The sequence below is a fragment of the Trichocoleus sp. Lan genome (assembly GCF_039961855.1).
In the GTDB taxonomy this organism is placed as follows: Bacteria; Cyanobacteriota; Cyanobacteriia; order Cyanobacteriales; family FACHB-T130; genus FACHB-T130.
Genome location: NZ_JAMPKA010000005.1, coordinates 61,755 through 76,799, shown reverse-complemented (window position 1 = coordinate 76,799; position 15,045 = coordinate 61,755). Strand labels below are relative to the sequence as shown.

Annotated in this window: 11 protein-coding genes and 1 pseudogene; 9 read left to right on the top strand and 3 right to left on the bottom strand. The window is 46.9% G+C overall.

The window, feature by feature from the left end:
* Positions 1 to 656: 656 nt before the first annotated feature.
* Complete coding sequence (locus NDA03_RS06235; RefSeq protein ID WP_190439629.1) at positions 657 to 1,034, top strand: DUF2294 domain-containing protein; 378 nt, start codon at positions 657 to 659, stop codon at positions 1,032 to 1,034.
* On the opposite strand, the gene NDA03_RS06230 is transcribed toward NDA03_RS06235, so the two are convergent.
* Entirely contained in the window at positions 1,012 to 1,500 is a 489-nt protein-coding gene (locus tag NDA03_RS06230) for a response regulator (RefSeq protein ID WP_190412700.1), read from the bottom strand. The two genes, NDA03_RS06235 and NDA03_RS06230, sit on opposite strands and share 23 nt — an antisense overlap.
* A 560-nt stretch (positions 1,501 to 2,060) precedes the next feature.
* Here NDA03_RS06230 and NDA03_RS06225 point away from each other — a divergent pair.
* The 4 genes from NDA03_RS06225 to NDA03_RS06210 all read left to right on the top strand — a co-directional run bounded on the left by NDA03_RS06225 (position 2,061) and on the right by NDA03_RS06210 (position 7,041).
* The gene (locus NDA03_RS06225; protein ID WP_348237599.1) at positions 2,061 to 3,428 is read left to right on the top strand and encodes an NAD-dependent succinate-semialdehyde dehydrogenase; all 1,368 of its coding nucleotides are present in this window, start codon (positions 2,061 to 2,063) and stop codon (positions 3,426 to 3,428) included.
* Positions 3,429 to 3,605: 177 nt separating this feature from the next.
* Entirely contained in the window at positions 3,606 to 5,249 is a 1,644-nt protein-coding gene (locus NDA03_RS06220; protein ID WP_348237598.1) for an acetolactate synthase large subunit, read from the top strand.
* An 87-nt stretch (positions 5,250 to 5,336) separates the two neighbouring features.
* Positions 5,337 to 6,116 (top strand): exodeoxyribonuclease III, encoded by a 780-nt coding sequence (gene xth / locus NDA03_RS06215; protein ID WP_348237597.1) that lies wholly within the window; start codon positions 5,337 to 5,339, stop codon positions 6,114 to 6,116.
* Positions 6,117 to 6,165: 49 nt separating this feature from the next.
* On the top strand, positions 6,166 to 7,041 hold the full coding sequence (locus NDA03_RS06210) for an SDR family oxidoreductase (RefSeq protein WP_190412696.1): 876 nt from the start codon (positions 6,166 to 6,168) through the stop codon (positions 7,039 to 7,041).
* A gap of 52 nt (positions 7,042 to 7,093) precedes the next feature.
* Here NDA03_RS06210 and NDA03_RS06205 read toward each other — a convergent pair whose 3' ends face one another.
* Together NDA03_RS06205 and NDA03_RS06200 are read right to left on the bottom strand one after the other, a co-directional pair.
* Positions 7,094 to 7,456, bottom strand: a complete 363-nt coding sequence (locus NDA03_RS06205) for a hypothetical protein (RefSeq protein WP_190412695.1) — start codon at positions 7,454 to 7,456, stop codon at positions 7,094 to 7,096.
* A 356-nt stretch (positions 7,457 to 7,812) separates the two neighbouring features.
* Complete coding sequence (locus tag NDA03_RS06200) at positions 7,813 to 9,840, bottom strand: pre-peptidase C-terminal domain-containing protein (protein ID WP_190412694.1); 2,028 nt, start codon at positions 9,838 to 9,840, stop codon at positions 7,813 to 7,815.
* 158 nt (positions 9,841 to 9,998) lie between these two features.
* Here NDA03_RS06200 and NDA03_RS06195 point away from each other — a divergent pair, with 158 nt between their 5' ends.
* The 4 genes and pseudogenes from NDA03_RS06195 (at position 9,999) to clpB (ending at position 15,016) form a co-directional block, all read left to right on the top strand.
* Complete coding sequence (locus NDA03_RS06195) at positions 9,999 to 10,265, top strand: hypothetical protein (RefSeq protein WP_348237596.1); 267 nt, start codon at positions 9,999 to 10,001, stop codon at positions 10,263 to 10,265.
* Between the two features lie 139 nt (positions 10,266 to 10,404).
* Positions 10,405 to 11,904, top strand: a complete 1,500-nt coding sequence (locus NDA03_RS06190; RefSeq protein WP_348237680.1) for an HlyD family efflux transporter periplasmic adaptor subunit — start codon at positions 10,405 to 10,407, stop codon at positions 11,902 to 11,904.
* Between the two features lie 110 nt (positions 11,905 to 12,014).
* Positions 12,015 to 12,230: pseudogene (locus NDA03_RS06185) on the top strand (Uma2 family endonuclease); the annotation flags it as partial.
* Positions 12,231 to 12,388: 158 nt separating this feature from the next.
* The gene (gene clpB / locus NDA03_RS06180) at positions 12,389 to 15,016 is read left to right on the top strand and encodes an ATP-dependent chaperone ClpB (RefSeq protein WP_190527959.1); all 2,628 of its coding nucleotides are present in this window, start codon (positions 12,389 to 12,391) and stop codon (positions 15,014 to 15,016) included.
* Positions 15,017 to 15,045: the final 29 nt, after the last annotated feature.

Sequence of the window (15,045 nt, the reverse complement as noted above, 5' to 3'; positions counted from 1 at the left end):
GACAACTGAGGGGTTGCCCAAGTTATACCCATTCACTTGATTGACGGTACACGAATGATTCCCTGTTTGCCCCTTGTTTTACAAGGGTTTAGGGATCGGCTGCGGGAAAAGTGAAACGGTATTACGAGGCATTCCCCAGGCGGCATTTTTTGGCGCTTGGAATCGATTGGCTCGTAGCTTCCCCACTAGGTTGATCTTTTAAGTTCATCTTGGCAAGAGAACACAGCAAGCTAGTGGTGATGTTGCTTGTCCCCTGATTCTATAAAAAATTAGTTAAAAAACTGCACAACTTAAACATTAATATTCATTGTTACTTTTAGCACTAGATATATACACACTTCTGTGCTAAAAATCGTTGAAAAACTAAATTTTTGAATACATTTGGCGTTTCTTGGTTAGCTGCAAAGCATCACAAATATATTGAAAACCGTTTCGGATACTTGGGGGAATCGAACCCTATCCCTACTTTGTAAGATTGGCACTCTTTACCCTCATCAGGGAATTAGCGCTTAACAACTAACATTGTCAAGATACTAAATATTGAAATTTTCCAATGTTGTGGATCTCTATCTTTAGGAGATGTCCGGAAAATTGCTCGCACTGTTACAGTCTAATAAAAAAGGTGAAAGAATTTACCTTTCCTGAGAGCGATCGCTATGCAGGACACAATCCAACCCACTCGTGGTGAATTAGAACGAACCCTGTCACAGGAAATTCGGGCTTTCTACCACGCCCAACTAAGTCACCAGCCTGGTCAGGTGACTTGCCAATTTATGGGTGACAAAATTGCGATTCTTATCGAAGATTCTATTACTCGACCCGAACAACTTCTGGCACAAAGCGGTCAGCAAAGGCTGGCACAGAGAGTTCGAGAGAATATAAACCACGTCCTACAACTGCAACTCAAACAGCTAATTGAGGAAGTGGTGAAAGTCCCAGTCATCGATCTGATGATCGACTCCGCCCTAAAAACAAGTCGTACCAGTACCGTTGCGATTTTAGCCGCAACCCCTACGACGCGCAATCCAGACTGAATTCCACCGAATCGACCTGAGACGGATTCCATCTCAGGTTGCGCCGGACAACAGCCTCTAGATCCTCCAGCAAGTAAGGCTTGCTAATATAGTCATTGCAGCCTGCCGTGAGAATGCGATCTCTGTCTTCCGCCCTTGCCAGCGCCGTGACGGCGATAACAGGAATTGTCCGGGTTTCAGGATCTTCCCTGAGTTGACGGACAATTTGAAGACCATCTAAGTCAGGCAACATAATATCCAGCAAAATCAGGTTTGGCTGTTCGGTTCGTGCCTTTTCAAAAGCACTATGACCGTCAATTGCTGTGATGATTGAGCAATTTAGCGGCTCTAAAACGTAAGCAAGCAATAATAAGTTGTCTTCATCGTCATCGACTGCCAATACCACAGGCAACTTGGCAGTAAGACACTGATTGCTACTGCTCAAAAAATTTTGACGGGTACGGTGGGAAAGTTCCAAATCATCCATCCTCTATTTCCAGCTAATTTCTAGACTGGCAGTCACCCTCACCAGAAGAGTGGACGAGGCACTCCTTAAGCGGTGGCGAAGCGCTTGCAATGGAATGGCTCGCGTGTAACCTACTAAGTTGGAGAGCCGATGCTCGATCTAGAGGAAAAGACGAGCCAAGTTAGTAGGAGCCTTATTATCATTGACATTGCTATTGTACATAAAATTTACAATAACCTAAAGAATTTGTTAAGAAAATACAATTCTTGTAAGTATGCTTAGCACTTACTAAACATAGGCTAGGGGGCAACCTAGAATAGAAATCTTCGGGAGTAGCAAGATAGCAGACTGGTAGTCGTACCACATCATCCGGAGTTAGCCCGGGATTAACCGGAGCAATAAGACGCGAGGAATTGCGTCTGGAAACTAACTTTAAGCAGATGCGACCTATAGAGTAGATGCCGTTTTAGATGCGGCTAGGAGTTCGCATTTGAAAAAAGCGCGGGTTGATGAATGGGGTGAATCAGCCTTCACGATTTGAGGGCTACCCCGATCCTAATTAGGCATTGGAGGTTGAAGCAATGGGTATAGCCACGATTAACCCAGCAACTGGGGAAACGCTTCAAACGTTTGAGGCACTAACAGATACGGAGATTGAAACGAAGCTAGCACTAGCGCAATCAAGCTTTAAACAGTATCGGCAGACACCCATGCAAAAAAGGGCAGATTGGCTGAATGCCGCTGCTGAGATTTTAGAGAGCGATCGCGAACGCTTTGGCAAAATAATGACCCTAGAAATGGGGAAAACTTTAAAATCAGCGATCGCAGAAGTGGAAAAATGCGCCCTCGTCTGTCGCTTCTACGCCGAACGCGCCCCCGAATTCCTCGCGGATGTTCCAGCCCAAACCGACGCCAGCCACAGCTTTGTGCGCTATCAGCCTTTAGGCGTCATCTTGGCAGTCATGCCTTGGAATTTCCCCTTCTGGCAAGTGTTTCGGTTTGCTGCACCGGCGCTGATGGCGGGAAACGTCGGGTTACTCAAGCACGCCTCTAACGTGCCTCAGTGTGCATTGGCTCTGGAGGAGATTTTCCACAAAGCCGGATTCCCAGAAGGTGTCTTTCAAACCTTGCTAGTGGGGGCAGATAAAGTCGCTGCAATTGTATCAGACGAGCGGGTGAAAGCCGCAACCTTAACCGGAAGCGAACCCGCCGGGATGAGCCTCGCCGCCACCGCTGGAAAACAAATTAAGAAAACCGTTCTGGAATTGGGGGGAAGCGACCCGTATATTGTCCTAGAAAGCGCCGATTTGGATGCAGCCATTGCGACAGCAGTGAGTGCCAGAATGCTGAATAACGGTCAATCTTGCATTGCTGCGAAACGGTTCATTGTCGTGGATGCGATCGCAGACCAATTTGAAAAAGGCCTGATTGAGAAGTTTGAGGCACTCAAAATCGGCGATCCGATGCATCCGGAAACCGATATAGGGCCACTGGCAACCCCATCGATTCTCAAAGATTTGGATTGGCAAGTTCAAGAAAGCGCCAAATTGGGAGCAAAAGTTCTCACAGGTGGACAGCCATTATCTGACCGTCCTGGTAACTTTTATCTGCCGACAATTTTGACAGATATCCCAGCCGGTAGCCCAGCAGAAGCGGAGGAATTTTTTGGCCCTGTGGCGCTGCTATTCCGGGTGCCAGATATCAACGCCGCGATCGCACTTGCCAATGCCTCGCCCTTTGGACTGGGTGCCAGTGCTTGGACTCAAGTAGAGGCAGAACGCGATCGCTTGATTGACGAACTCGAAGCCGGTGCCGTGTTTATTAACGGCATGGTTAAATCCGATCCGCGTCTCCCCTTTGGCGGTATCAAGCGTTCCGGATACGGACGCGAGTTAAGCAAAGAGGGAATTCACGAGTTTGTCAACATCAAAACCGTGTGGGTGAAATAAGCGGTGGTGCATTCTAACGATGAATTAAATCCCATCCCACTTGCGGGATGGGGATGTCAATACGGGCGGACAGCCGTGCGCCCGTATTGGGCTAAATAGGGGCGATTCACGCATCTGGCCCCTACACAGAAACGAACCACTACAGATGCCAAGAGCATACAGAGGGGAGTAAGAAAAATGAATACTGCTGAACTATTAGTTAAATGTCTGGAAAATGAAGGAGTCGAATACATTTTCGGGCTTCCTGGCGAAGAAAATCTAGACATATTGGAAGCCCTAAAAACCTCTTCGATTAAATTTATTACTACTCGCCACGAACAAGGTGCTGCCTTCATGGCGGATCTCTACGGACGCCTGACCGGAAAAGCCGGAGTGTGCCTCTCCACGCTGGGACCAGGTGCCACCAACCTGATGACTGGCGTTGCCGATGCGAACCTTGATGGTGCGCCACTAGTGGCAATTACCGGACAGGTGGGCACAGACCGGATGCACATCGAATCCCACCAATATCTGGATTTGGTGGCGATGTTTGAGCCAGTTACCAAATGGAATACTCAAATTGTTCGTCCCAGCAACACACCGGAAATTATCCGCAAAGCGTTTAAGATTGCTCAGAGCGAAAAACCAGGGGCAGTTCACATCGATTTGCCGGAAAACATTGCCGAAATGACAGCCACTGGCAAGCCCCTACACAAGAATTGTGGGGAAAAAACCTTTGCTGCCTTCCATAGCCTTGAACAGGCATCTGAAGCCATTTCCCAGGCAAAAAATCCTTTGATTATGGTGGGAAATGGGGCGATTCGTGCAGACGCTAGCCTTGCACTGACCGAATTTGCCACGAAGTTGAATATTCCAGTAGTGAATACCTTTATGGGCAAAGGAGTCATTCCCTACACCCATCCCCTCGCCTTGTGGTCGGTAGGATTGCAACAGCGAGACCATATCAGCTGTGCGTTTGACCAAACGGATTTGGTAATTGCAATTGGTTACGACTTGATTGAATATTCCCCGAAAAAGTGGAATCCCCTCGGAGAAATTCCGATTATCCACATTGGAGATACGCCAGCAGAAATTGATAGTAGCTATATTCCCCTAGTAGAAGTAGTGGGGGATATTTCCGACTCGCTACGGGAAATCTTAAACCGAGCTGACCGGCAAGGCAAACCCGATCCTTATGCCTTGCAATTACGGGCAGATATCCGTGCGGATTATGAAGAGTATGCCAATGACGATGGGTTTCCGATTAAGCCGCAAAAAATAATTTATGACTTGCGGCAAGTTATGGGGCCAGAAGATATTGTGATTTCAGATGTCGGGGCGCACAAAATGTGGATTGCCCGTCACTATCACTGCGATCGCCCGAATACCTGCATCATCTCCAATGGTTTTGCTGCAATGGGTATCGCCATTCCCGGTGCCTTAGCCGCCAAGTTGGTTTATCCCCAGAAGAAAGTCATTGCGGTAACGGGAGATGGCGGTTTTATGATGAATTGCCAGGAATTAGAAACTGCCCTTCGGGTCGGCACTGCCTTTGTCACCTTAATCTTTAATGATGGAGGCTATGGCTTGATTGAGTGGAAGCAACACAATCACTTTGGTGAATCTGCGTTTGTCCACTTTAGCAATCCCGATTTTGTCAAATTAGCAGAAAGTATGGGACTTAAAGGCTACCGAGTTGAATCCGCTGCGGATCTGATTCCAACCTTGGAAACTGCCCTAGAACAGGACGTTCCCTCGGTGATTGATTGTCCAGTAGATTACCGCGAAAACTTCCGCCTCACGCAAAAGGCTGGGGATTTGAGTTGCAAGATTTGGGAATAATCATGAGTCATTGGTCATTCGTCATTAGTCGGTTGTCAATGACCGATGACTAATGAACAATGACCAATGACCAATCGTGAATAACCCATGAAAATCGCTACTTGGAACGTCAATTCAGTTCGCTCTCGCTTAGAGCAGGTGGTGCAGTGGTTGCAGGATAATCCAGTCGATGTCCTGTGCCTGCAAGAAACTAAAGTGGTAGATAAGGATTTTCCGCGATCGCCCTTTGAGGAACTAGGGCTTAATCTCTACATTTCCGGTCAAAAATCTTATAACGGGGTTGCCCTTCTCAGCCGTGCGCCCCTTGAGGATGTCAGCACCGGGTTTGCCCCAATTTTGGGTAGAGAGGATTTTGACGAACAGAAGCGGGTCATTACTGGCGTTATCGATGGCGTCCGCATCGTGAATCTCTATGTGCCCAATGGCTCAGCCGTCGGTAGCGAGAAATACGAATACAAGCTGCTTTGGCTGAAAGCCCTCCGCAAGTACCTGCAAACACTGCTAGAAAAACAACCCAGTTCCCTCTGTATCTGCGGCGATTTCAATATCGCCCCCGAAGACCGAGATATTCACGATCCACTCAGTTATAAGGGTCGGATTATGGCATCCGATCTAGAGCGTCAAGCCTTGAGCAGCATTTTAGAGTTGGGTTTGGCAGATGCCTTTAGAAAATTCACAATAGAAACAGGACACTTCAGCTGGTGGGACTATCGAACTGGAGCGTTTCGACGCAACTGGGGTTGGCGGATTGACCATCACTACTTGACGCCAGACCTTTACGAACGTTCATCCAGCTGCACCATCGATCGCTCCCCCAGAAAATTGCCCAAACCCAGCGATCATACCCCCGTGATTGTAGAATTTTAAATTTTCCAGCATCAATCCAATACCCAAAATTGATTAGGAACTTAAAATCATGTTTTTAGTAACTGGAGCTACAGGCGGACTCGGACGCCGAATTGTGCGGCTGCTGCGGGAGAAGGAAATGCCGGTGCGAGCATTTGTCCGCCTGACATCCCGTTACAGCGAACTGGAACACCGAGGAGCAGAAATCTTTATTGGTGATTTGCAGCGCGATAAAGATATCGAAAAAGCTTGCCAAGGCGTTCAGTACATCATCGCTGCTCACGGCGGTGAGAGCGATGCTCAAGCGTTAGGCTACCGAGCGAATATTGAACTCATTGACCGGGCAAAAGAAGCTGGCGTCCAGCACTTTGTTTTCATTTCGGTACTGGGAGCAGATCGCGGGTACGAAGACGCACCATCCTTTAAGGCGAAGCGGGAAGTAGAAAAGTATCTCCAAGCCAGCGGACTCAATTACACTATCCTGCGTCCTTCAGGTTTTGCCTCTAACCTTTTACCCTTAGCAGAACGATTTCGGGATACTGGGATTTATCTGCTTATCGGCGATCCCAAAAGCCGGACTTCGATTGTGAGTACCGATGACTTAGCGAGGATTGCGATAGACTCCGTCAACGTTGAAGGTGCCCGGAATCAAATTTTCCCTGTGGGAGGTCCAGATATCCTCCAGCGCCAAGATATTCCTCGTATTTTCAGTCGCATCTTCAACCAAGAACCGATCGTGATTAACCCACCACTATTGGTATTTGATGGGGTACGCGGAGCGCTGGGATTGTTAAATCCTCAAGCGTCTAAAGCTTTGGGAACTCTCCGGACGTTACTGGATAATGAATTTTTCTGCACACCCCACGAAGTTGACAATTTGGAGTCAATTTTTGGAATGAAGATGGAATCTCTAGAGACTTTCTTGCGCCGTTACTTGGGTACTTGATTTTGCACCACTAGATGCAAATGTCACTGTTATTCAGACTTGTCTGGTGATTTTAAGGAATCATAAAGGCAACTGCTTGAGACTTTGACTGAGCAACGGTTTGGCTTTGACCATTTAGCTGATAGTGAATGCGAGCGATCGCGTTCTCACCCCGCCGATAAATTTTCGATTTGCATTTGAGGCGATACTCCAATACTTTACTTTCTCCTGGCTTTAGCACTACTTTAGCGGGACGTTCCAATTCTTGAGGAGTTGCATTCATAAGAACTTCCTCAGATTTCGCTGGCACTATTTCTATTTTGCTAATTTCAATCAACTGATTTTTTTTAGATGGATTGGTAAAACTCAGAGAAATATCAGCATAGCTAATTGCGGTTCTCGCTAAAATTTCGTAGGGAAGTAACTTGATTGTCATCGTCATATTCGCTCTTTGAGAATTGCTCCCAATTTGCCTTTCCCTACTTAAACTTTGTAGAGGAGAAGATCGTAGGTTAGTTTTAACGAGCGCGAAATCAAACTCAAACGGCTTGTTGGGTTTCGTTACCTCAAACACTACGGCGCTCAACGGGGGGAACCCTGCTTTTTGTATGGCTCCCCAACCTACCCTGTCTGAAAGCAACTTGGTATGAGTTCCTATCGTTATGCAAGTCACGCAGGTTAGAAAATCCACGAAAGAATTCCTCCCAGGTCGGAATATAGCAAATTTGACTCAAAAGCTCCTCAGAGGTTTCTAACTCCTATGGGGTTGTACATTATTTTGAAAGATGAGAATTAAGCTACTTTACTAAATATATGCTCAGCTAAGCTCGAAGATCCGAGTGTCGCTAAGCTTGAAGATGCTAAGTGAGCGGCACAGCCACAGCGTAACGGAAAAGATGAATTCATCAGCGAAGCGTTAGCATTTAATGAATTTGAAGGAGTATTGAATCCAGGTAGAGTATAAGATTCCGCTCCCCCATAGTTCACATTCCACCCAATATCTTTTAAAGAAGCAATCGTTAATTGACTCAATAACTCAGAGCTTTTTTCAGCAATAGGTGACATTAATTCATTGTCAAAGACATTTTCATCCCAATGACCAAACACGCCTTTTTGAACGGGAACAGCAGTTTGTAAAAATGTACCTTTTAATTCTCCATAAGCCCACCCTGCATAGGTATTAGCACTATATGTCGCATCGGAGACATTAATGAAATCGCGTCCGTAATCTGACCAAAGTGTTCCAATTCCTAGAACGTGACCAAATTCATGCACCATCGTTTCTTGTAAGAAACTTGGATTGTTGTTGTATGTATTTGCCAAGCTCGTGTTAATCGTTGAAGCTCCTGATATCGTCATTTGATTACCAAAAGCATCGGAGGCTAAGGCTTTTGGCCCTGCAAAAGCAAGAAATTCATCTTCACCAAAAGTATCCCCCGTAACATCAATGGTTAGAATTTGGGAATCGCTAAAGGTGCTGTAGGGAATAATTTTTTCCCAAACTTTTGCAGCTTCTGTAATAGCATTGAGAGCTTCTGTACTCAAACTACCCAAGCCTTGACCAAAATTGACTTTGATTGAAAAACTGAGAGGATCGCTGGTAGCAGCAGTAAAGGTAGTCGCCACAGAATAGTTAGCAGCTTGGTTGTTGTAGCTCATTACTTGCAAAAAGTAATTACCAGCACTCAGGAAACGACGGATTGATTCGTTGCTAGTCCCGCGCTCCCATTGCCAACCCAACACTTCGCCTTGATCGATAATGCTGTTGTTGTTGCTGTCTTGAATGAGTCGGACATCGGCATCACCACTCAATGCAGATAAATTAGCGGTAAAGATGCCAGATTGAGCAACATTAAAGCTATAAAAGTCATCGCGATCGCTAGCATTGACTTGTTGGTTGTTTGAGAAAACTGCTAAAGTTTGAGCTTTTGCGGTTCCTAGAGTATTACCGGCATCTAAAGGGTCTGGAATACTTGCGATTTTAGTAGTTAGAGTGTAGCCGCCAGTCGCACCCTTTTCAAAAGTTGTAGCTTGCAGAATATAATCAATTCCCTCAGCAACCGTGAAAGTTAGCTGCGAGTTCGTACCGCTGAAATCATTATTTTCTGCAACAACTGCTCCGGTTCCAGCATTCACCACTTGCAGGTAGGCATTAAAACTAGGCGAATCAAGGTTCACCTGCACCTGCTGACCGGCAACTAAATCGCCTAACACATAGCCATCGTAAAAACTGCCTTCACGAATGGGGTTGCTTGGGTCGCTATTCGCGATCGCGCCGCTAAAGCTTTGGTTTCCACTGATGGGAGACGCTGGTTTGAGGACTCCCAAATTGCTACGAAGAGTATAGTTACCAGTAGCATCTGGTTCATAAGTCGTGGCTCGAACAATGTAATCAATGCCCTGAGCGGCTGTAAAAGTTACTTGAGAGTTCAGACCCTCAAAATCATCGTTGAAGGTAACAACCGCTCCAGTAGAGGCATTTACCACTTGCAGGTAAGCGTCAAATTCTGTGGAGTTTAGTTTCACCTCCACCTGCTCTCCGGCGCTAATGCCAGTCAACAGATAGTCATCCCGAAGGCTACCGCCACGGATGGGGTTTTTCAGGTCGGTGGTGTCAATTGTACCGCCGACCTCACTGACGGTAGAAGCCGCAGCGATCGCGCTACTTTTAAATAGACTTCTTTGCTGTAGCAGATCGCCCAGCCCTCTAAATCCTGACCAGATTCCGGCTATTTTTGAATCAAACTCTAGCGGTGCAAAATTAGCGAAATCTGCACTTAAAAACTGGCGCTCATTTGAGAATTTAAATCCATTTAACATTTGCTTGCTTTCTCCACGATGGAGCATCGTAAGACTGATATATTACCAATTTTAAGTCTTCACAAAATTGTGCAACAACGGGGTAATTCCTTAAATCTAGAGACAGAACATTTTTAAGAATGCTAAGATCGCAAGCGCAATAAATAAAGTTATATTAATTGACTAAACAGTGGTTTTTAAATTATCTGAACGCAACAACTAGCACTTTCTCTCAAGCCATGAATGCAAAAATTGAAGTTGCGCCAATTGCCGATGGTGAGGTAATCGAAATTATTGAATATCTGAGGATTTGCCGCGATATGTCGATGCCAAGCGTCTCTAAGGTCTTGCTCACCACATTCACGGTTTTAAATGCACCCAACAATTCAAAAAAGTATCTTATATATAACTCGATCAAAATCTCTCTAGGGGGAGAAGGACAATAGTTTTTCGCGTAAATTTACTTACAATTACAATAACTTACGCCAAAATTCTTAATTTTCGACAATCCATTGCCGGATTCAGTCGATAGAATCGCAGCTAGAGTGTCTCTCTGCCCGCTCAAAGCCTTTGAGTCAAAATTTTATGCGATCGCCCTTAGCGTCAACACCTGCTCAAGCTCGTCAAACAAGACAGCAGCTAGCGAATCCAGAGGATTCACTCTCCTATGAATTAGGGAAAGCAGTGCAAGAGCTGCCGCCACTGTACACGCGGTTATTGGCAGCAAGCATTAGCTTACTGGTATTTGGGGCGATCGCTTGGGCACACTACAGCCAAGTGGATGAAGTCGCGATCGCTCCCGGCGAACTGATTGCCTCAACGCAAGTGCGACCCCTGCGATCGCTAGGAGGAGGCACAATCAAAGCCGTAAAAGTCAAAGAAGGCGATCGCGTTCAAAAAGGCGACGTTCTGATCGAACGCGACCCCGATCTGCCGCAAGCAGAAGTTGACCGCCTCGCTAAATCTACCCAGCTGATTCGGGAAGATTTAGGGCGTCTGGAAGCAGAACGAACTGGAGCTGCAACTGCCGGAACCGCTTTGCAAGACCAGCTTTTAACCGCTCGGCTACAAGATTTTGAAGCAAAAAGAGCCGCTGCGATCGCTGAAGCGAATCGCCAAATTGCGGTCATCAATGAAGCTAAAGTTCGCCTTACCCGTCTGCAAGAAAACCTCGCCAACGCCAAAACCAACCGAGTCAACGCCGAAAGCAATCTCGCCAACAGCAAAAGCCTTCTCAACAAAGCGAACAACAGCCTCGCTTTAGCCGAAAAAAGAGAAAAGGCTCTTACCACTCTCCTAATTCCCGGTGCTGTCCCTCGACTCGATTACGTTGATGCACAAGAGAGAGTCGTGAGGGCGCAAGCTGAAGTTACCACAGCCCAAGATAATATTACGAATGTTCAAAACAAAGTCACGGAAGCTCAGGACAAAATAACTTCTCTAGAAAAAGATATCGCTGCTCAAGTGCAAGCGATTCGCCAAGCTGAACAAGCGTATCAATCTGTTCGCAATCAGGCAGACCAATTAAAGTCTGTGCGTCAAAGTGAAATTCTAAGTGAGTTTAACCAGCGCCAAGAAGAACTAACCACTGTTGCTGGTCAGTTGGAGGTAGCGAAAAAGCAGCGAGAAGTAGAAACCATCGAGTCTCCGGTTACAGGGACAGTCTACAGTGTCAAAGCAACCAAAGGGTCGGTGCAGGCGGGAGAGGAGTTGTTATCGATTCTTCCCGAATCCGAAGAATTGTTGGTAGAAGTGAAAGTCGTCAACCGCGATATTGGCTTTATCCGTAAAGGAATGAAGGCAAAAGTCAAAATGGCTACTTTCCCGTTTCAGGAATTTGGCACAGTTGAGGGTGAAGTGGTGCAAGTGAGTCCGAATGCGATCGCCGATCGAGAATTAGGCTTAATTTTCCCCACCCGAATTAAACTTAAACAGCATTCAATTCAGGTGCAAAATCAAAAAGTCGCTTTTACTCCAGGTATGGCGGCAACTGGAGAAATTATTACGCGCAAAAAATCAGTTCTCACTTTCTTAATTGAGCCGGTGACTCGCCGCTTTAGCGAAGCCTTTTCGGTAAGGTCTTAGCTTGGCTTCCGCTATTTGCACCAACAACAGGCAGTGATGAATAAAAAGCTGGTATCTAAGAGTTAATAACAGAAATTAATCGTTATGGGCATAAAAATCCAATTGAGAGTGCTAACGAGCGGGGACACTATCCAATTTCACTTCTAGGAGTAGAGTTGGGAATTTGGCAGGGTGAATATCAAAATGCTACGCTGCCCTGGTTGCGCTGGTGGGATCGAGAAGGAAATCTCTTGTTGACGGGTTACGAACGCGCCGAGCAAGAGCGCCAACGCGCCGAGCGATTAGCAGCACAGTTACGGGCGCTTGGAGTTGAACCGGAAGCTTAAAAACGGACGGAGATACCTATCTAAAAGCCGTGAACACCGATCCTAGGAGTGTAGCCAGTCTACTTACAATGACTGATAGGGACAGCCATAAGTGGGATGAACTGCAAATTTCTGTATGTTATGGGTGTCTCTAGGGTTTATTAATTGAGTAACTCCTTATGCAACCAACCAACCCCAACCAATTTACAGAAAAAGCCTGGGAAGCCATCACTCGCACCCCAGATATTGTTAAATCTGCCCAGCATCAACAAATCGAAAGCGAACACTTGATGAAATCACTGCTGGAGCAAGAAGGACTCGTCAGCAGTATTCTGAACAAAGCGGGTGTAAATGTGTCGCGAGTCAGAGAACGCACCGAAGATTTCATCAAGCGTCAGCCAAAAACTTCCGGCAGTAGCACTTCAGTTTATGTCGGACGTAGCTTGGATTCTCTGCTAGATCGGGCTGAAGCATTTCGCAAAGAGTATGGAGACGACTTCATCTCCATCGAACACATGATGCTGGCTTATCCCAAAGACGATCGCTTTGGTAAGGCTTTGTTTCAAGAATTTAAGCTGGACGAAAACAAGCTAAGAACTATCATCGCCCAAGTTCGCGGGAGCCAAAAAGTGACTGATCAAAATCCAGAAGGCAAGTACGAATCCTTAGAAAAATACGGGCGCGACTTAACAGAATTCGCTCGCCAAGGGAAGTTAGATCCGGTAATTGGGCGCGATGATGAGATTCGCCGCACGATTCAGATTCTGTCTCGTCGCACCAAGAATAACCCAGTGCTAATTGGGGAACCGGGGGTAGGGAAAACTGCGATCGCTGAAGGTTTGGCACAGCGAATTGTCAGCGGGGACGTCCCGGAGTCGTTGCGCGATCGCAAACTGATTGCTCTCGATATGGGTGCGTTGATTGCGGGTGCCAAATATCGGGGTGAATTTGAAGAACGCTTGAAAGCGGTTCTTAAGGAAGTCACCGATTCTCAGGGCAGCATTATCATGTTCATTGATGAGATCCACACCGTTGTCGGTGCGGGTGCAACTCAAGGCGCGATGGATGCAGGTAACTTGCTCAAGCCGATGCTGGCGCGGGGTGAATTGCGCTGTATTGGTGCCACAACCCTGGATGAATATCGCAAATACATCGAAAAAGATGCGGCGCTAGAACGTCGTTTCCAACAAGTTTATATCGATCAGCCCAGCGTCGAAGATACAGTTTCGATTCTGCGGGGGTTGAAAGATCGCTACGAAACGCACCACAACGTGAAAATTTCTGACAGTGCGTTAGTAGCAGCAGCGACGCTCTCTACAAGATATATTAGCGATCGCTTCCTCCCAGATAAAGCGATTGACTTAGTAGATGAAGCGGCGGCGCGATTGAAGATGGAAAGTACCTCTAAGCCAGAGGAACTCGACGAAATCGACCGCAAGATCCTCCAGTTGGAAATGGAACGGCTATCGCTGCAAAAAGAAAGCGATCCGGCTTCTAGAGAACGGTTACAAAGACTGGAAAAAGAACTTGCCGATCTCAAAGAAGATCAACGGACGCTCAATGCACAGTGGCAAGCTGAAAAAGATGTTCTCGAACGCCGCAAAACCCTGAAAGAAGAAATCGATCGGGTGAATGTGGAAATTCAACAAGCGGAACGAGAATACGACCTTAACCGAGCGGCTGAGCTGAAATTCGGCAAGTTGACCGAGTTGCAACATCAGCTAGAAGAGACAGAAGCCCAACTCGTTCAAACTCAGCATAGTGGTAAGTCACTTTTACGGGAAGAAGTCACCGAGTCCGACATTGCTGAAATCATTTCCAAGTGGACGGGTATCCCCATCAGCAAACTGGTTGAATCGGAGAAAGAAAAACTTCTGCAATTAGAAGATGAACTGCACAAGCGCGTGATTGGGCAAGCCGAAGCGGTGACAGCAGTTGCCGATGCCATCCAGCGGGCGCGTGCTGGTTTAGCCGATCCGAATCGCCCAACGGCTAGTTTCATTTTCCTCGGTCCCACGGGCGTCGGGAAGACAGAACTCGCAAAAGCCTTGGCAGCTTACCTGTTCGATACAGAAGAAGCCTTGGTACGGATCGATATGTCCGAGTATATGGAGAAGCACAGCGTCTCTCGCTTAATTGGTGCGCCTCCCGGCTATGTCGGTTATGACGAAGGCGGACAGCTGACAGAATCCATCCGGCGTCGTCCCTACGCGGTGTTGCTGTTCGACGAAATCGAAAAGGCACACCCGGATGTGTTCAACATCATGCTGCAAATTCTTGATGATGGTCGCGTCACCGATTCTCACGGTCACACCGTAGACTTCAAGAACACGATTATTATCATGACCAGCAATATCGGATCGCAGTTTATCCTAGATGTTGCTAGCGATGAATCCCGTTACGAAGAAATGCGGAGTCGGGTGATGGATGCGATGCGGACGAGTTTCCGTCCGGAGTTCCTGAACCGGATCGACGAGATTATCATCTTCCACGGCTTGAACAAGCAGGAATTGCGGCAGATTGTGCAGTTGCAAGTCAAGCGGCTCGAATCACGGTTGAGCGATCGCAAGATGTCTCTGAAACTTTCCGATGCTTCCCTTTACTTCTTAGCGGAAGTCGGATATGACCCCGTTTATGGAGCGCGTCCGCTCAAGCGTGCGATTCAGCGGGAACTGGAAACGCAAATCGCTAAAGGGATTTTGCGAGGTGAATTCAACGACGGCGACACCATCTTTGTCGATGTGGAAAATGAGCGCCTTTCCTTCAAGCGTCTCCCTGCTGATTTACTAGCCACTCAGTCCAGCTAATTGACGCTTAGTTAACCCTTTCCCAACAA